15 protein-coding genes are annotated in these 18,467 nt (G+C 59.5%); 9 read left to right on the top strand and 6 right to left on the bottom strand.

What is annotated here, in order from left to right:
• Positions 1-651 precede the first annotated feature (651 nt).
• Positions 652-2,154 (top strand): exopolyphosphatase, encoded by a 1,503-nt coding sequence (gene ppx, locus AO388_RS04935; protein ID WP_003367359.1) that lies wholly within the window; start codon positions 652-654, stop codon positions 2,152-2,154.
• On the opposite strand, the gene ppk1 is transcribed toward ppx, so the two are convergent.
• A complete protein-coding gene (gene ppk1 / locus AO388_RS04930; protein ID WP_003432250.1) occupies positions 2,141-4,351 on the bottom strand; it encodes a polyphosphate kinase 1 in 2,211 nt (736 codons plus the stop codon). The genes ppx and ppk1 overlap by 14 nt on opposite strands.
• Before the next feature lie 16 nt (positions 4,352-4,367).
• A complete protein-coding gene (gene hemB, locus AO388_RS04925; protein ID WP_058416129.1) occupies positions 4,368-5,378 on the bottom strand; it encodes a porphobilinogen synthase in 1,011 nt (336 codons plus the stop codon).
• 231 nt (positions 5,379-5,609) lie between these two features.
• Between hemB and AO388_RS04920 the strand changes: the two genes are divergently transcribed.
• The 5 genes from AO388_RS04920 to AO388_RS04900 all read left to right on the top strand — a co-directional run bounded on the left by AO388_RS04920 (position 5,610) and on the right by AO388_RS04900 (position 10,913).
• Complete coding sequence (locus tag AO388_RS04920; RefSeq protein WP_003367362.1) at positions 5,610-6,272, top strand: DedA family protein; 663 nt, start codon at positions 5,610-5,612, stop codon at positions 6,270-6,272.
• 208 nt (positions 6,273-6,480) lie between these two features.
• Complete coding sequence (gene elbB, locus AO388_RS04915) at positions 6,481-7,149, top strand: isoprenoid biosynthesis glyoxalase ElbB (protein WP_003432245.1); 669 nt, start codon at positions 6,481-6,483, stop codon at positions 7,147-7,149.
• A 120-nt stretch (positions 7,150-7,269) separates the two neighbouring features.
• Positions 7,270-8,328: a PA0069 family radical SAM protein gene (locus AO388_RS04910; RefSeq protein ID WP_058416128.1), complete on the top strand. Its 1,059-nt coding sequence runs from the start codon at positions 7,270-7,272 to the stop codon at positions 8,326-8,328.
• Between the two features lie 207 nt (positions 8,329-8,535).
• The gene (locus tag AO388_RS04905; protein ID WP_003432243.1) at positions 8,536-9,276 is read left to right on the top strand and encodes a carbonic anhydrase; all 741 of its coding nucleotides are present in this window, start codon (positions 8,536-8,538) and stop codon (positions 9,274-9,276) included.
• Between the two features lie 104 nt (positions 9,277-9,380).
• Positions 9,381-10,913 carry a SulP family inorganic anion transporter gene (locus tag AO388_RS04900; protein WP_054081230.1) on the top strand — a complete coding sequence of 511 codons (1,533 nt, stop codon included), beginning with the start codon at positions 9,381-9,383 and terminating at the stop codon, positions 10,911-10,913.
• Positions 10,914-11,032: 119 nt separating this feature from the next.
• Here AO388_RS04900 and AO388_RS04895 read toward each other — a convergent pair whose 3' ends face one another.
• Positions 11,033-11,683: a hypothetical protein gene (locus tag AO388_RS04895; RefSeq protein WP_003367366.1), complete on the bottom strand. Its 651-nt coding sequence runs from the start codon at positions 11,681-11,683 to the stop codon at positions 11,033-11,035.
• A 280-nt stretch (positions 11,684-11,963) separates the two neighbouring features.
• On the opposite strand from AO388_RS04895, the gene AO388_RS04890 reads away from it, so the two are divergent.
• Both AO388_RS04890 and AO388_RS04885 read left to right on the top strand, forming a co-directional pair.
• Entirely contained in the window at positions 11,964-12,458 is a 495-nt protein-coding gene (locus AO388_RS04890; RefSeq protein ID WP_054081229.1) for a cytochrome c oxidase assembly protein, read from the top strand.
• A 69-nt stretch (positions 12,459-12,527) separates the two neighbouring features.
• Positions 12,528-13,160, top strand: a complete 633-nt coding sequence (locus AO388_RS04885; RefSeq protein WP_058416132.1) for an SCO family protein — start codon at positions 12,528-12,530, stop codon at positions 13,158-13,160.
• 234 nt (positions 13,161-13,394) lie between these two features.
• On the opposite strand, the gene AO388_RS04880 is transcribed toward AO388_RS04885, so the two are convergent.
• The 3 genes from AO388_RS04880 to AO388_RS04870 are packed head-to-tail and all read right to left on the bottom strand — an operon-like array spanning position 13,395 to position 15,900.
• A complete protein-coding gene (locus AO388_RS04880) occupies positions 13,395-14,168 on the bottom strand; it encodes a MetQ/NlpA family ABC transporter substrate-binding protein (RefSeq protein WP_003432230.1) in 774 nt (257 codons plus the stop codon).
• Between the two features lie 50 nt (positions 14,169-14,218).
• Positions 14,219-14,893, bottom strand: a complete 675-nt coding sequence (locus AO388_RS04875; protein ID WP_003317371.1) for a methionine ABC transporter permease — start codon at positions 14,891-14,893, stop codon at positions 14,219-14,221.
• On the bottom strand, positions 14,893-15,900 hold the full coding sequence (locus tag AO388_RS04870) for a methionine ABC transporter ATP-binding protein (protein WP_003317372.1): 1,008 nt from the start codon (positions 15,898-15,900) through the stop codon (positions 14,893-14,895). The genes AO388_RS04875 and AO388_RS04870 overlap by 1 nt, the downstream gene beginning before the upstream one ends.
• 307 nt (positions 15,901-16,207) lie before the next feature.
• On the opposite strand from AO388_RS04870, the gene katE reads away from it, so the two are divergent.
• The gene (gene katE, locus AO388_RS04865; protein WP_003367375.1) at positions 16,208-18,358 is read left to right on the top strand and encodes a catalase HPII; all 2,151 of its coding nucleotides are present in this window, start codon (positions 16,208-16,210) and stop codon (positions 18,356-18,358) included.
• Positions 18,359-18,467: the final 109 nt, after the last annotated feature.

The raw sequence follows: 18,467 nt of genomic DNA, 5'->3' as shown, positions 1-18,467 counted from the left end.
GGGGCTGCACCGGCCTCTTCGCGAGCAAGCTCGCTCCCCCGAAGACTTGTGTGTAACGCTGAGCGCGGAGCATGTTGCGGGCACTCATCGTTCCTCACGCTCCGCGTGGGAATGCATTTCGTGACGCTCCGCGTCACAGCTACATGCTGTATCGGGCTGGACAGAAATCTTGGTGGGAGTGAGCTTGCNGTGTGTGTGTGTAACGATGAGCGCGGAGCATGTTGCGGGCACTCATCGTTCCTCACGCTCCGCGTGGGAATGCATTTCGTGACGCTCCGCGTCACAGCTACATGCTGTATCGGGCTGGACAGAAATCTTGGTGGGAGTGAGCTTGCTCACGAAGACTTTGGTCCAAACGCCATATTTTCAGGGGCTGCACCGGCCTCTTCGCGAGCAAGCTCGCTCCCACGAAGACTGTGTATTACGCTGAGCGCGGCGCATAGACACGATGGCGTTCTTAGGGATAACTCTCGTTCCGCACGCTTTAGCGTGGCAATGCATTTTGGTGAAGCTCTGCGTCACATGGCATTGATAGCCATACGCCACGCGCGCGAGTAATACCGGGTATTTCCGGTGCCTGAACAGCTTCGCGTTGGCGGCAAGCATGGATCGTGGCACGATGGTCCGGTTATCGAACCGGATTTCCTGACCATGCCGCACTCAACACCCAAGAATTTTTCACTGATCGCCGCTATCGACCTGGGCTCCAACAGCTTTCATATGGTTGTGGCAAAAGCCAATCAGGGCGAGATTCGCATTCTTGAGCGCCTGGGCGAGAAGGTGCAGTTGGCCGCTGGCATCGACGAAGAGCGCCAGCTGACCGAAGAATCCATGCAACGCGGTCTCGACTGCCTGAAACGTTTCGCCCAGTTGATCAACGGGCTGCCGCTCGGTGCGGTACGCATCGTGGGCACCAATGCCCTGCGCGAGGCGCGTAACCGCAACGACTTCATTCACCGCGCCGAAGAAATCCTCGGCCACCCGGTGGAAGTGATTTCCGGCCGCGAGGAAGCGCGCCTCATTTATCTGGGCGTCTCCCACACACTGGCCGATACCCCAGGCAAACGTCTGGTCGCCGACATCGGCGGCGGCAGTACCGAATTCATCATCGGCCAGCGCTTCGAGCCGCTGCTGCGTGAAAGCCTGCAGATGGGCTGCGTGAGTTTTACCCAGCGCTACTTCCGCGACGGCAAGGTGACACCGGCCCGTTATGCTCAGGCCTACACCGCTGCCCGTCTGGAAATCATGAGCATCGAACACGCACTGCATCGCCTCAAGTGGGATGAAGCGATTGGTTCGTCAGGCACCATTCGTGCTATCGGCCTGGCGCTCAAGGCCAATGGTTACGGCGCTGGCGAGGTCAACGCCGAAGGGCTGGCCTGGCTCAAGCGCAAGCTGTTCAAGCTGGGTGATGTGGAAAAGATCGACTTCGACGGCATCAAGCCCGACCGTCGCGCCATTTTCCCCGCAGGCCTGGCGATTCTCGAAGCCATCTTCGACGCCCTCGAACTCAAGCGTATGGATCACTGCGAAGGTGCCCTGCGTGAAGGCGTGCTGTATGACCTGATGGGCCGCCATCATCATGAAGACGTCCGTGAGCGTACGCTCAGCTCGCTGATGGAGCGTTATCACGTCGATCTGGAACAGGCGGCACGCGTCGAAGCCAAGGCGCTGCACGCACTGGAGCAAGTCGCCGAGAGCTGGGAATTACAGCACGAGAGCTACGCCGAACTGCTGAGCTGGGCGGCCAAGGTGCACGAAATCGGCCTGGACATCGCCCACTATCACTACCACAAGCACGGCGCGTACCTGATCGAGCACTCCGACCTGGCCGGTTTCTCGCGCGAAGACCAGCAAATGCTCGCACTGCTGGTGCGCGGTCATCGCCGTAATATCCCCAAGGACAAGTTCGCCGATTTCGGCGACGAAGGCATCAAGCTGATTCGCTTGTGCGTGCTGTTGCGCTTTGCGATTCTGTTTCACCACATTCGCGGCACCCAAGAGATGCCACGTGTGGTGTTGCGTGCCGACGGCCCGAATCTGGACGCCGAATTCCCGAAAGGCTGGCTGGACAACAACCAGCTGACTCAGGCCGACTTCGCCCTGGAAGCGGAGTGGCTGACCCGAGTCGGCATCGTCTTCAGCGTACGCTGAGGACCGGGTTGCTCAGGCGCTCCAAAAGAGTCGCCTGGGCGCTTCGCGGGTTCTGATTACCGGTCGGCGTGCTGCGCACGTAACGCCCGTCCGGCTGCAACAGCCAGCTGTGGGTGTTGTCGGTCAGATAGCTTTCCAGTTCCTTTTTCACACGCAGAATCAACTTCTTGCCTTCCACCGGGAAGCAGGTCTCGACGCGCTTGTCGAGGTTGCGCTCCATCCAGTCGGCACTCGACAGGAACATCTGCTCGTCGCCGCCGTTGAGGAAGTAGAACACTCGCGTGTGTTCCAGGAAGCGGCCGATGATCGAGCGCACATGGATATTGTGCGAAACCCCGGCGATGCCCGGACGCAGACAGCACATGCCGCGCACCACCAGATCGATGCGCACACCGGACTGGCTGGCCTTGTACAACGCCCGGATGATCTTCGGATCGGTCAGCGAGTTGAACTTGGCGATGATGTGCGCAGGCTTGCCGTCGAGCGCAAATTGCGTCTCGCGGGCGATCATGTCGAGCATGCCTTTCTTGAGCGTGAACGGCGCGTGCAGCAGCTTCTTCATGCGCAGCGTCTTGCCCATGCCGATCAACTGGCTGAACAGTTTGCCGACGTCTTCGCACAACGCGTCATCGGAGGTCAGCAAGCTGTAGTCGGTATACAGACGTGCGTTACCGGCGTGGTAGTTGCCGGTCCCGAGATGCGCATAACGCACGATCTCGCCCGCTTCGCGACGCAGAATCAACATCATCTTGGCATGGGTCTTGAAGCCGACCACGCCGTAGATCACCACTGCACCGGCGGCCTGCAGACGGCTGGCCAGTTGCAGGTTGGACTCTTCGTCGAAACGCGCACGCAGCTCGATCACCGCAGTGACTTCCTTGCCGTTACGCGCGGCATCGACCAGCGCATCGACGATTTCCGAGTTCGCGCCGCTGCGATACAGCGTCTGGCGTACCGCAAGCACGTGCGGGTCTTTTGCCGCCTGGCGCAGCAGGTCGACCACTGGCGTGAAGGACTCGAAAGGGTGCAGCAACAGGATGTCCTGTTTGCTGACCACGCTGAAAACGTTTTCGCTGTTCTGCAGCAGCTTGGGAATGGCTGGCGTGAACGGCGGGTATTGCAATTCGGGGTGGCTGTCCAGGCCGGTGATGCTGAACAGACGCGTCAGGTTGACCGGACCATTCACCTGATACAGCTCGGACTCGTTCAGGTTGAACTGCTTGAGCAGGTAGTCCGACAGGTGTTTCGGGCAGGTATCCGCCACTTCCAGACGTACCGCATCACCATAGCGACGCGAGAACAACTCGCCACGCAGGGCGCGCGCCAGGTCTTCCACATCTTCGGAGTCCAGCGCCAGGTCGGCGTTTCGGGTCAGGCGGAACTGGTAGCAGCCCTTGACCTTCATGCCCTGAAACAGATCGTCAGCGTGGGCGTGGATCATCGACGACAGGAACACGAAGTTGTCGCCAGGCCCGCAGACATCTTCCGGCACTTTGATCACACGCGGCAGCAGACGCGGCGCGGGAATGATCGCAAGACCGGAGTCGCGCCCGAAGGCATCGATACCTTCAAGCTCGACGATGAAGTTCAGGCTCTTGTTGACCAGCAACGGGAACGGGTGCGTCGGATCGAGACCGATCGGGGTGATGATCGGCGCGATCTCGTCGCGGAAATAGCGTCGTACCCAGGCCTTGAGCTTGGCCGTCCAGTGACGGCGGCGAATGAAGCGGACCTGATGTTTCTCCAGTTCCGGCAGCAGAATGTCGTTGAGGATCGCGTACTGACGATCCACGTGACCGTGTACCAGTTCGCTGATCCTGGCCAGCGCCTGATGCGGCTGCAGACCATCGGCGCCCGCCTGTTCGCGGGCAAAGGTGATCTGTTTCTTCAGGCCCGCAACACGAATCTCGAAGAACTCATCGAGGTTGCTGGAGAAGATCAGCAGAAACTTCAGCCGCTCCAGCAATGGGTAGGACTCATCGAGCGCCTGTTCCAGAACCCGGATATTGAACTGCAGTTGCGACAGTTCACGGTGGATATACAGGCTGCTGTCGTCCAGGTTCGGGGCGACGATAGCGGGCACCGCAGCGGCGGGTGCCTCGATGGCCGGGATTACTTCGATGTCAGGTTCGACCACGGGCGTTGCCTCCGGGACATCGACTTGAACAGCGGCTTCGATGAGTGCTTCGGTATTCATGAATGTTCCTGTGAGGCTATTGCCCCTTCAACAGTTGAGCGGCGCGGACAGCAAAGTAGGTAAGGATGCCGTCGGCACCGGCGCGTTTGAAGGCAGTGAGGGATTCGAGAATCACCCCTTCACTCAGCCAACCGTTCTGGATTGCGGCCATGTGCATCGCGTATTCACCGCTGACCTGATAAACAAAGGTCGGCACTTTGAACTCATCCTTGACCCTGTACAGAATGTCCAGATAAGGCATGCCAGGCTTGACCATGACCATGTCGGCGCCTTCGGCAAGGTCGGCTGCCACTTCGTGCAGGGCCTCGCTGCTGTTGGCCGGGTCCATCTGATAAGAGGCCTTGTTGGCCTTGCCCAGATTCAGCGAAGAACCCACCGCGTCACGGAACGGACCGTAGTAGGCACTGGCGTACTTGGCCGAATAGGCCATGATCCTGACATTCACATGCCCGGCCAGCTCCAGAGACTCGCGGATGGCCTGAATGCGACCGTCCATCATGTCCGACGGCGCGACCATCTGAGCACCGGCATCGGCGTGCGACAGCGCCTGCTTCACCAGCGCGTCGACGGTGATGTCGTTCTGAACATAGCCCTCTTCGTCGAGGATGCCGTCCTGACCATGGGTGGTGAACGGGTCCAGCGCCACATCAGTGATGACGCCCAGCTCCGGAAAACGGTCACGCAGGGCGCGGGTCGCGCGCTGGGCGATGCCGTCCGGGTTCCAGGCTTCGGCACCGTCGAGGGATTTCTTTTCCGGCGGTGTCACCGGGAACAGCGCCAGCGCAGGGATACCCAACGCGACCCAGTGTTCGGCTTCCTTGAGCAACAGATCCACACTCAAGCGCTCGACGCCGGGCATCGAGGCGATGGATTCACGACGGTTTTCACCATCGAGGACAAATACGGGAAGAATCAGATCGTCGACAGTGACAACGTTTTCACGCACCAGCCTACGGGAAAAGTCGTCGCGGCGATTACGGCGCAGACGAGTGAGAGGAAACAGGCGGTTGGCGGGGGTAAAGCTCACGGCGAGACTCCTGAGCCCGCTTACGCGGGCAAGCGCGACAGTTATAAGCCGCCATTATGACCAATGTGTGACAGTCATGGTTCGACCTGCGACTGCACGTCGCGGTCACGGCCTTCAAGGGGATACGACCATTGTGGTTGCAAGAATCTTTAACGTCGAGACACATATGGACACTTTCATGATTGCCTTGGGCGCGTTAGGCTGCGCGTTCATTTCGCCAGCATCCAGACAATGCTCCAGAATTTCTTGAACGAATTCGGCTACTTTGCCCTGTTCCTCGGCACCTTTTTTGAAGGCGAGACCATTCTGGTTCTTGCCGGATTCCTGGCGTTTCGCGGATACATGGACCTCAACATCGTCATCCTCGTGGCCTTTTGTGGCAGTTATGCGGGTGACCAGTTGTGGTATTTCATGGGGCGCAAGCACGGCCGCAAGCTCCTGGCGCGCAAGCCTCGCTGGCAACTCATGGGCGACAAGGCCCTGCGGCTGGTCCGCAAGCACCCGGATATCTGGGTATTGAGCTTCCGCTTCGTGTACGGGCTGCGAACGGTCATGCCCGTGGCCATCGGCCTGTCAGGTTATCCACCCGGGCGTTATCTTCTGCTGAACGGTATCGGCGCAGCTGTCTGGGCTGCGGCGCTGGGTTCGGCTGCTTACCACTTCGGCGCGGTTCTCGAAGGCTTGCTGGGCAACGTCAAGAAATATGAACTCTGGGTGCTGGGCGCGCTGGTACTGCTGGGGCTGGCCCTGTGGATACGCAGACGCATCAAGAACGCCCGCATCGCCCGTGAAGAGCGTGCAGAAAAGAGCCGCTTCTGCGCATCGGCAGCGGCCTCCGACCTGGAAACGCCGGTCACCGTGCCCGTCGATCTGACGAAAAAGTCCGACGAATAAACTCCCCCGTACCTCTCCCGAGCGCAGGCTGACAGGCCTCGCTCGGCGACAGCGCACAGACGCTGCCGACCTTGCGACCACCACCCTCCCCATGCACCTTGTGCGCAGCCAGCAATCCCTCAACTGAACACTCGGCCCGCAAAGCGATCAACTGAACAGACAAATTAAAAGAAGCCTTAGGTTGCTCAAGCACAAGGAGCCGAAATCGATGCAGAAAAAAGTGGCTGTAATCCTCTCCGGCTGTGGCGTCTACGACGGTGCCGAGATTCACGAAAGCGTTCTCACCCTGTTGCGCCTGGATCAGCGCGGTGCGCAGGTTCAGTGCTTCGCGCCTGACATCACTCAGCATCACGTCATCAATCACCTGAGCGGTGAGGAAATGCCCGAGTCGCGCAATGTACTGGTCGAGTCTGCGCGCATTGCACGGGGCGAAGTGAAGGACATCCGCGAGGCGAATGCCGAAGACTTTGACGCCCTGATCATCCCGGGCGGTTTCGGCTCGGCAAAGAATCTTTCCGACCTTGCCCTGCAAGGCCATGCCTGCCAGGTCGAAGCCGGGTTGCTGGAGCTCGCCGAGGCGTTTGCCGAAGCCGGCAAACCGGTCGGGCTGATCTGCATCACCCCGGCACTCGCGGCCAAGATCTATGGTCCCGGCGTGACCTGCACCATCGGTAACGACCCTGAAACCGCCGCGGCCATCACCAAAATGGGTGGCAGTCATTCAGAATGCGCCGTCGATGACATCGTCGAGGACGAAGCGCGAAAACTGGTCAGCACGCCTGCCTATATGGTCGCCAAAAGCATCAGCGAGGCGGCCTCGGGCATCAATAAGCTGGTTGACCGTGTGCTGGAGCTGACTCACGAGGGCGATGCCTGACCGTCGCCCTGCCTGCAAAACACCGCCCGTCAGGCGAGCGGTGTTTTGCAGGCCGACCTTAGTGATCCATCCGGGCTTTATGCTGTACTGTACGCATGAACAGTATACGAGTAATGCCAGATGTCCAGCCTCTATCCGGTTCGTGGCCGAGGTACTGCCAGCAATCCGCATAACCGTTTCGCACCCAGTCAATCAGTGGCTGAAGACGATGGCTGGTATCAGGAAGTGCCACTCACGAAAGGCACCCAGGTTACCAGCGAAACAGCCAAAAGCATCATCACCCGCAACAGCTCGCCGGATATCCCCTTTGACAGGTCGATCAACCCTTACCGGGGCTGCGAGCACGGCTGCATCTATTGTTTCGCCAGACCCAGCCACGCCTATTGGGACATGTCTCCCGGCCTGGACTTCGAGACCAAGCTGATCGCCAAGACCAACGCGGCGGCGTTGCTCGAGCAACAGCTCTCCAAACCCGGCTACCGCTGCGCGCCCATCACCCTCGGGGCCAACACCGACCCCTACCAGCCGATCGAACGGGAGTACCGCATCACTCGGGCGACGCTTGAGGTGTTGCTGCGCTATCGGCATCCGGTCAGCATCATTACCAAAGGCTCGCTGATCCTGCGCGACCTGGATCTGCTGGCAGAAATGGCCAGGCTGCGGCTGGTGTCGGTCTTCATCAGCCTGACGACGCTGGATGACGAGCTCAAATGCATCCTCGAACCCAGGGCAGCGGCGCCCAAGGCTCGCCTGCGGGCCATTCGGGTATTGCGCCAGGCAGGTGTCCCGGTCGGCGTGCTGTGTGCGCCGATGATCCCGATGATCAACGACAGCGAGCTGGAGGCACTGCTGAGCGAAGCGAAGGCTGCGGGCGCCCTGAGCGCCAGCTACGTCATGCTGCGCCTGCCGCTGGAAGTCGCGCCGCTGTTCGACGAGTGGCTGAAGACACATTACCCGCAACGCGCCGATCATGTGATGAGTCTGATTCGTCAAAGTCGCGGCGGAGCCGTGTACGACAGCACATTTGGGTCTCGAATGCGTGGCGAAGGACCGTTTGCCGACCTGCTGGCTCAACGCTATGCCTTGGCAATCAAACGACTCGGATTGAACAAACGTGGTGAATTTGCACTCGATTGCGATGCGTTTTGTCCGCCGGGAGGACAAATGTCGCTGCTGTGATGAACTTGGTACTATCGTGCAAACCCGCGTCCCAGAGCCATCGCATTCAGTTTCGTTTAAGCTTCGGCGATTAGTCTGTTACTCGGAGTGTCATCAGCGATAGCGCTCAAGGGATTTGTTCGTGATGCCCTTCAGAGAGGGATCACATCCGGCTCTGGTCAAACAGGCATGAAGAATCCACATCAATTCGTCAGAGAGGATGAAGACATGACAGACATCGGTAAACAGCATTCGGCTACGTCGTCCAGCACATCAAGCCATTCAGACAGCGCCGACGTAGCGTTGAAACATATCGTCGATGGCTTTGTACATTTCCGTAACGAGGTCTTCCCCCAGCAGGAAGAGCTGTTCAAGAAGCTGGCGACTGCCCAATCGCCACGGGCCATGTTCATCACCTGCGCCGACTCGCGCATCGTGCCCGAATTGATCACCCAAAGTTCGCCTGGCGACCTGTTCGTCACGCGTAACGTCGGCAACGTCGTCCCGCCGTATGGCCAGATGAACGGCGGCGTGTCCACCGCTCTGGAATACGCAGTAGTTGCACTGGGCGTGCAGCACATCATCGTTTGCGGACACTCTGACTGCGGCGCCATGCGCGCAGTGCTCAACCCTGACAGCCTGGACAAGATGCCTACGGTAAAAGCCTGGTTGCGTCATGCCGAGGTTGCCCGCACGGTAGTCGAGCAGAACTGCAGCTGCAGCGGCGAACTGGAAACCATGCAGGTCCTGACTCAGGAAAACGTGATTTCCCAGTTGCAACACCTGCGCACCCACCCTTCGGTCGCAGCAAAAATGGCCAGCGGCCAATTGTTCATTCACGGCTGGGTCTACAGCATCGAAACCAGCGAAATCCTGGCTTATGACGCCGAGCTCGATCGTTTCATACCGCTCGACGGTTCGGGACCGACGCCGATGGCTTCACCGAAAGCACGCTTTTCAGCCGACTGATCACCAGTCCGACTGACGGCAAGCCCTTCTTTATCAGCTGATGGCGGCTGCGCAGGATGCGCGTCGCCCGTCTTGCCTCGTCTGAAGAATTCCGGAGAAGCGTCATGGGTATTACAGCATTGAAAACCGCTTTACCACGTGAGCTGCTCGCTTCCGTGGTCGTGTTCCTGGTCGCCCTGCCGCTGTGCATGGGGATCGCCATCGCATCCGGCATGCCTCCGGCCAAAGGTCTGATCACCGGCATCGTAGGCGGGCTTATAGTCGGCTGGATAGCCGGTTCTCCGTTGCAGGTCAGCGGACCCGCAGCCGGTCTGGCAGTACTGGTTTTTGAAGTGGTACGCGAGCACGGCATGGCCATGCTGGGTCCTATTCTGGTACTCGCCGGGTTACTTCAGCTGCTGGCAGGTCGATTCAAGCTTGGCTGCTGGTTCCGGGTCACGGCGCCTGCGGTGGTCTATGGCATGCTCGCCGGTATCGGCGTGTTGATCGTACTGTCACAGGCACACGTGATGTTCGACAGCGGTCCCAAACCTTCCGGGCTGGACAATCTGATCGCCTTCCCTTCCACACTGATCCAGGCCTTCGGACCAGGCACCGGCATGCAGGCCGGTATGCTCGGTCTGGGCACCATGCTGATCATGTGGGGCTGGGAAAAACTTCGTCCGCAGTCTTTGCGCTTCGTACCCGGCGCGCTGCTGGGCGTGGGTATCGCAACCGGCATCAGCCTGTTCATGGCCTTGCAGGTCAAGCGTGTCGAAGTGCCTGACAACCTGGCCGACGCCATCGACTGGCTTCGCCCGGCCGACCTGATGAACCTGGCCGACCCGGCCATTCTGGTTGCCGCTATCGTTGTGGCGTTCATTGCCAGTGCCGAAACGCTGCTCTCTGCCTCGGCGGTTGACCGCATGCACAGTGGCCAGCGTTCGGACTTCGACAAGGAACTCAGCGCTCAAGGCGTGGGCAACATGCTCTGCGGCGTGCTCGGTGCGTTGCCGATGACCGGCGTTATCGTGCGCAGCTCGGCCAATGTCCAGGCCGGTGCCACCACGCGCTTCTCGACGATCTTCCACGGCCTGTGGCTGCTGGCGTTCGTGTTGCTGCTGTCGAGCGTACTGCAGAGTATTCCGGTCGCGAGTCTGGCTGGCGTGCTGGTTTATACCGGTCTGAAGCTGGTCGATCTGAAGGCGTTTCGTGGTCTGGGTCGCTATGGCCGGATGCCGATGTTCACCTATGCGGCGACTGCCGTGGCGATCATCTTCACCGACCTGCTGACCGGCGTACTGGTCGGTTTCGGTCTGACCCTGGTGAAGCTGGCGTTCAAGGCTTCGCGTCTGAAGATCAGTGTGGTCGAGCTGGCGGGCGAGAAGGAATTCGAGCTGCGCCTGGTCGGTGCCGCAACGTTCCTCAAGGTGCCAGCGCTGACTCAGGCACTGGGCACTATTCCGCAGGGCAGCACGGTGCATGTGCCATTGGGCAATTTGTCCTACATCGACCACTCGTGTCTGGAACTGCTGGAAGAATGGGGTCGTTCGAATGCCGCTCATGGCACCCGGTTGCTTATCGAATCGCGTGGCTTGAAGCGTCGTCTTGAAGGGCGGATCTACACGACAACGGGGATCGGCTCGGGCGCCGCCTGACAGTCGCTACCCTGTTATCACAGCTCTGGGACATGTGAGCCGGATGGGTCTTCGCGTAGCAGCGGAGCGATATCCGGCTCCTTCCATTGCGGGCGAAGACAGTGATTCGGGCCTCTGAATCAGACCGCGGAGCGCTCCAGCTCCAGGCCGACGCCCAATTGCCGTGACAGGCTTGGCCAGCGCTGCCAGGCCGCACCCGTTTCAGGGCTGATCAGCTTCTCGCGGTAGGCCTCGACCGAGTCCAGCGCGAAACTCTCCTCATCAAGCAGCTCATCGACAGCATGGTGAACCGCTTCGTCCAGCTGGTTGGCAAATTGCTCGCCGATCAACTGGTGGGCAATTACGCTGGCAACCGTGGTATTTGACGGTATCAGCGGCTGACCGAAATGCTTGATGTACAGGTCATTCACTTCCTCGACCAGCCGGTGGGCCAGATAGGCCTCGTCCAACAGGCTTTCCAGGCCTTCATGCCCATCCATGATGGAAGGCGGGGCCGCGAAAAAATGCTCGGCGATTTTCAACACCGGCTTTATCTGCCCTTCGATCCCGGCGTGCAGCGCGACCTCATGGGCAGCGTCCAGCAGATCGGGGACCAGATCGATGTAGGCCGTGACGAAACGCGTCAGTACGTCTTTCGCGTCGACTTCCGGCAGGTGGATGGCGGGATGAAGATGTGGGAGCTTTTGTTCCAACTGTTGCAGCAAGTGGCCGGTCCGGGCCTCATGTTGATGGGCTAGTTGTATCTGCTCGCGCAATGCGGCGGTGTTCATGGCTGCTGGGACTCCTTGAGGCGTCAGACCCCATGGTTCGTTGATGGAGAGTCATACGTTAGCTTGCTTAACTAAATGCCTAAGACGGTTTTGCTATATGCAACTCACATTTAGATACATTTGCGCTATCAAGGTATATTTTGCTCAATTTTTGACCGAAAACGACTGCCTTCCCCCGGCGATGCGGGTGCGCTGCAGTTCGCGTTTTGAATAAGCAGGCTACTCTGAAGTCGCCCGCAGCTCTTTCGACACGCTGTCAGACATAAAAAGTGAGCCACGCATGAGCCAGCCTCTTTTGTCCAAACAGCTCGTTCTGCGTTTGACGTGTTTAATAGTGATCATATTGATGTGCGGATTGGCATTGCCGTCGCTTTACGGCGTGCTGACCGGACACAACGACAATGGCGTAGCGGGTCAGGACGCTTCACGCCAGATCGATGTGCTGTTCACTGCCGGCAATGCAGCCGGGATGACCTGGGCGTTCTACCCGCAGTCGCGCCAGATGCAGGTCCATCCCGGAGCGCTCAACGAGATGATCTTCATCGCGCAGAACCCGACCGACAGACCGATGAAAGCCCAGGCCGTACCGGGTATTTCGCCCGGAAAGGCCGCAGCGTGGTTTCACAAGACCGAATGCTTCTGCTTCACCCAACAGACATTACAGCCGGGCGAGCGCATCGAGATGCCGGTACGCTTCATCGTCGACCGTGACATACCCGAGGATGTAAAACGTCTGACGCTGGCCTATACGCTGTTCGATGTCACCACGCCCTAGATCTAGGCTCGGTGCGCAATATAGGCCATCATCCCCGGCCGCATGCCGATCACTACCCGCGCCGACACCATGACCCGTACTCAGAAAACCGTTTTCATTGTTGCTGCCATCGTCGCCCTGCTTCTGGGCGTGATCCTCAGCCAGGTGCTGACTGGCCGCAACTCACAGGACCAGGCGGCGCTCAACGACGCCGGTATTGTGCTGCTCCCCAAAAGCCGCCAGTTACCGGCCCTGAGCATGACCGACCAGAACGGCGCGGCTGTAGCGCTTGATGGCTTGAAAGACCAATGGACGTTGATGTTCTTCGGCTACACCTTCTGCCCGGACATCTGCCCCACGACCCTGGCGCAGATCAAGCAGATCAGGACCGAGCTGCCCGAAGAGACAGTCAAGCGCATGCGGGTGGTACTGGTCAGCGTCGACCCGAACCGCGATACGCCGCAGCAGCTCAAGCAATACCTGGGCTACTTCGACCCGCAGTACATCGGCCTGACGGCGCCTGTCGCTGATATCCAGACACTGGCCAATGCCATGAGCATTCCGTTCATTCCCGCAGACACCAGCAAAGCGAACTACTTCGTCGATCACAGCGGTAATCTGGCTTTGATCGGCCCGGATGGTACGCAACGAGGCTTTATCCGCGCACCGCTGAACAATCAGAAGCTGGTGAAGCAATTGCCGGGGCTGCTGGAAAGGGATTAGGGCATGTGAGATTCCTGCGGGAGTGACCGGGGCGGCGATCCGCATTGCTCACGAAGACTTGGTCCAAACGCTCTATTTTCTGGAGGCTTTACCGGCCTCTTCGCGAGCAAGCTCGCTCCCACGACGCGCCTGTATAACTATGAGCGCAGAGCGTGGGAGCGATAAGGTGTTCCCGACGCTCTGCGTCACAAGGGACGCAGAGCACTGGCGCGAGAACCGCAAGGTACAATCGGATCAGAACGCCGGAACCACAGCGCCTTTGTACTTCTCGGTCAGGAATGTTTTCACTTCCGGGCTCTGCAAGGCGGCCACCAGCTTCTTCATCGCGTCCGAGTCCTTGTTGTCCGGGCGGGCCACCAGAATGTTCGCGTAGGGCGAATCGGCACCTTCGATGATCAGCGCGTCCTTGGTCGGGTCGAGCTTGGCACTCAGGGCGTAGTTGGTGTTGATCAGCGCCAGATCGACCTGAGTCAGGACGCGGGGCAGCGTGGCCGCTTCCAGTTCACGGAATTTCAGGTCTTTCGGGTTATTCACGACATCCGAAGGCTTGGACAGGATGTTGCCCGGCTCTTTCAGGGTGATCAGACCTGCCTTGGCCAGCAGCAGCAAGGCGCGGCCTTCGTTGGTGGCGTCATTGGGCAGGGCGACATTGGCGCCGTTGGGAAGCTCCGCCAGCGTCTTGAACTTGTCGGAGTAAGCGCCGAAAGGCTCGATGTGCACCTTGGCCACGGCCACCAGATCAGTGCCTTTGCCCTTGTTGAACTCATCCAGATACGGCTGGTGCTGGAAGAAATTCGCGTCCATACGGTTCTGCGACACCTGCACGTTAGGCTGAATGTAGTCATTGAACACCTTGATGTTCAAATCCACGCCTTCTTTGGCCAGGGTCGGTTTGACGAACTCGAGGATCTCGGCGTGCGGCACGGCAGAGGCCGCGACGGTCAGGGTTTCGTTGGCTTGCGCGGACAAGGCGGTGACAGCGGCGAATATGGCCAATAGTTTCTTCATGCAACAACTCCTTCGGGCCCGCACAGGCGGGCCAATACCAACGGATTCGATCAACGATGTGTGAAATGCGCGACCAGTCTGTCGCCGATGGTCTGCAGAATCTGCACCAGCACCAGCAACAATACGACCGTCACGAACATCACATCGTTCTGGAAGCGTTGATAACCATAACGAATCGCCAGGTCGCCCAGCCCGCCAGCGCCCACCGCACCGGCCATGGCCGTGAACGACACCAGCGCAATGGCGGTCACCGTGATCGCCGCCAGAATGCCGGGGCGCGCCTCAGGCAGCAGCGCCTTGACGATGATCTGCCGGGTCGTCGCGCCCATGGCCTGCGTGGCTTCGATGATGCCGCGATCCACTTCGCGCAAGGCGGTCTCTACCAGGCGCGCAAAGAACGGCGTGGCACCGGCGATCAGCGGCGGCAACGTGCCGAGGATGCCCAGTGACGTACCGGTAATGATCTCGGTCAACGGCATCATCACGATCAGCAGGATGATGAACGGCAGCGCGCGCAGCATGTTGACGATCACCCCGACCGTCGCATACAGCTGCTTGTGCTCCAGCAACTGACGCGGCGAGGTGAGAAACATCAGCACGCCCAGCGGCAGGCCGAGCAGGATGGTGAAACCGAGCGATACACCGAGCATGATCAGCGTGTCGCCAGTGGCCACCCAGATCTCGTACCAGTCGACATTGGAAAACAGGTTCAGAAAAGCGTCCATCAGCGCAGCACCTCCATATGAACATCAGCGGCGGTGAAGCGCGCGAAGGCGGCGTCCATGTCGCCGCCGGTGATGGCCAGCGTCAACTGCCCGTAAGGGGTGTCCTTGATGCGGTCGATACGACCGGCGAGGATGCTGTAATCGACGCCGGTTTCCCGCGCCACCGTGCCGAGCAACGGCGCGTAGGTGGCCTCGCCCTGAAACGTCAGACGCACGATACGGCCCTGAACGTGAGCGAAATCATCGCGCTGTTCGTTTTCGTCGACCTGCTCGTCTTCCTGCACAAAGCGCCTGGTGGTCGGGTGTTGTGGATGCAGAAACACATCAGCGACCCTGCCGTGCTCGACAATCACCCCGGCGTCCATCACGGCCACCTGATCGCAGACGCGACGAATCACGTCCATTTCATGGGTGATGAGCACGATGGTCAGCTTCAGCTCACGATTGATCTCGGCCAGCAGTTGCAAGACCGACGCAGTGGTCTGCGGGTCCAGTGCGCTGGTGGCTTCATCGCACAGCAGGATTTTGGGTTTGGTAGCCAGTGCGCGGGCGATGCCGACACGCTGCTTCTGGCCGCCCGACAGTTGTGCCGGGTACTTTTTGGCGTGATCGGACAATCCGACCCGCTCCAGCAACTCGGCCACACGCTGGTCGATCTGCTTGCGCGGCATATCGCCTGCCAGGGTCAGCGGCATGGCGACGTTGTCGGCCACGGTTTTGGACGCCAGCAGATTGAAGTGCTGGAAAATCATCCCGACCTGTTGGCGGAAACGGCGCAGGCCATTGGCGTCGAGCGCAGTGACGTCTTCGCCATCGACCACGATCTGTCCACCACTCGGGGTTTCCAGGCGGTTGATCAGACGCAGCAAGGTACTTTTGCCCGCGCCGGAGTGGCCGATGATGCCGAACACCTGGCCACTGTCGACGCGCAGGCTGGTGGGGTGCAGGGCCGGTATTTCCTTGCCTGCCACCCGATAGGTTTTGTGGACGTTATGAAACTCGATCACGGAGCGAACCTTGTGGGGGCGCGTTAAAAAATCAGCGCAGTGGATCAATTCCACTTGCTTCGTTACCTCGGCCAGATTGAGCCGGGCGCGCATTTTAGCCTGTCCTGCCCGCTGTGCTTAGCATTTATTTGCAGGCTGTCCTGCGCAATGGACATAACACGACCGTTGGTGATCGCAGGTCGAAAATAAAAGGAACGGCTGTTTTTTGCTCCGGTCACTTCTTGGATACCGTGATTTCCCGCTTACGCCAGGGAAGTCGTATTCAGCGAACCCAACTCAATGATTGGGGCGAGATAAGGAGTCTCTGATGGCTAGCAAGAACGCACCACCTGTAACCCAAACGCCCAAGAGCGAATTGGCAGGTACCGACACCCTGGACCGTGGCAATACCAACGAGAAGCTGGAAAGCCTTGAGCAGTTCCGCTCGGACGCGACCCAGCAGGCCCTGCGCACCAATCACGGTGTCAAGATTTCCGATAACCAGAACACACTGAAAGTCGGCAGCCGCGGCCCATCGCTGCTTGAAGACTTCATCATGCGTGAAAAGATCACGCACTTTGACCATGAGCGTATTCCGGAGCGTATCGTCCACGCCCGCGGTACTGCAGCACATGGCTATTTCCAGACTTACGAAGACCACGGCGCCCTGAGTAAAGCAGGCTTCCTGCGCGATCCGGGCAAGAAGACCCCGGTGTTCGTGCGTTTCTCCACCGTTCAGGGCCCACGCGGCTCGGGCGACACCGTGCGTGACGTGCGTGGCTTTGCCGTCAAGCTCTACACCGACGAAGGCAACTTCGACCTGGTGGGCAACAACATGCCGGTGTTCTTCATTCAGGACGCCATCAAGTTTCCTGACTTCGTGCACGCGGTGAAACCCGAGCCGCATAACGAAATCCCTACGGGCGGCTCGGCTCACGACACCTTCTGGGACTTCGTCTCGCTGGTGCCGGAATCCGCGCACATGGTGCTGTGGACCATGTCCGACCGTGCGATCCCGAAAAGCCTGCGCACCATGCAGGGCTTTGGTATCCACACCTTCCGCTTCATCAACACCGAAGGTAAGTCGAGCTTCGTGAAGTTCCACTGGAAGCCCAAGTTCGGCGTGTGCTCGCTGGTCTGGGACGAAGCACAGAAGCTCGCCGGCAAGGACACCGATTTCCACCGCCGCGACCTGTGGGAGTCCATCGAGATGGGCGACTATCCGGAATGGGAACTGGGTGTACAGATCGTTGCCGAGGAGGACGAGCACAAGTTCGACTTCGACCTGCTCGATCCGACCAAGATCATCCCGGAAGAGCTGGTGCCGGTCACCCCGCTGGGCAAGATGGTCTTGAACCGTAACCCGGACAACTATTTCGCCGAAACCGAGCAGGTTGCCTTCTGCCCCGGCCATATCGTGCCGGGTATCGATTTCTCCAACGACCCGCTGCTGCAAGGTCGCCTGTTCTCCTACACCGACACGCAGATCAGCCGTCTGGGTGGGCCGAACTTCCACGAAATCCCGATCAACCGTCCGATTGCGCCGAACCACAACGGTCAGCGTGACGCACAGCATCGCACCACTATCGACAAGGGCCGCGCCTCCTACGAGCCGAACTCGATCGATGGCGGCTGGCCGAAAGAAACCCCTGCCGGCCCGGTAGATGGCGGCTTCGAGACCTACCCTGAGCGCGTTGAAGCGCACAAGGTGCGTGAGCGCAGCGAATCGTTCGGCGATCACTTCTCGCAGGCCACCCTGTTCTTCCAGAGCATGAGCCATCACGAGAAAGAGCACATCATCGCGGCCTACAGCTTCGAGTTGGGCAAGGTCGAGCGCGAGTACATCCGTGCCCGTCAGGTCAACGAGATTCTGGCCAACATCGATCTGGAGCTGGCCAAACGTGTAGCTGCCAACCTGGGCTTGCCAGCACCGACAGCCGGTACCGTACCTGCGCGTCAGACATCGGTAAAAGAGTCGCCGGCGCTGAGCCAGGTCAACCTGCTGTCTGGCGATATCGTTTCGCGCAAGGTTGCCATTCTTGTGGCTGACGGCGTCGACGGCAAAGCGGTCGAAGCCATGAAGGCTGCACTGACTGCCGAAGGCGCACACGCCAAGGTATTGGGCCCGACCTCCGCACCGGTCAAGACAGCTGACGGCAAGAGCCTGCCAGTGGACGCATCGGCTGAAGGCCTGCCTTCGGTAGCGTTCGACGCAGTGTTCGTGCCGGGTGGCAAGGCTTCGATCGAAGCCCTGAAAGGCGACGGCGTGGCATTGCACTTCATCCTGGAAGCCTACAAGCACCTCAAGGCCATCTCCTTTGCCGGGGAAGCCAAAGAGCTGTTGAGCCTGCTACGCCTGGAAGAAGATGCCGGGCTGCTGGAAGTGTCCGATAGCAAATCGTTCAAAGCGTTCTTCAACGCGATTGCTCAGCACCGTGTGTGGGATCGTGAAGTGAAAGCCAAGGCTGTTCCGGCTTGATCTGACGCTGCTACATCGCTCCCACGCTCCGGCGTGGGAGCGCCTTTCTGAACGTTCTCGCCCCCACATAGACTCCCCAACACTTCTCGTTCCTCACGCTCCGCGTGGG

Source organism: Pseudomonas sp. ICMP 10191, from assembly GCF_001467335.1.
Classification (GTDB): domain Bacteria; phylum Pseudomonadota; class Gammaproteobacteria; order Pseudomonadales; family Pseudomonadaceae; genus Aquipseudomonas; species Aquipseudomonas cerasi.
The sequence above is the reverse complement of the archived record's forward strand: the minus strand, read 5'-3'. Positions and strand labels throughout refer to the sequence as shown.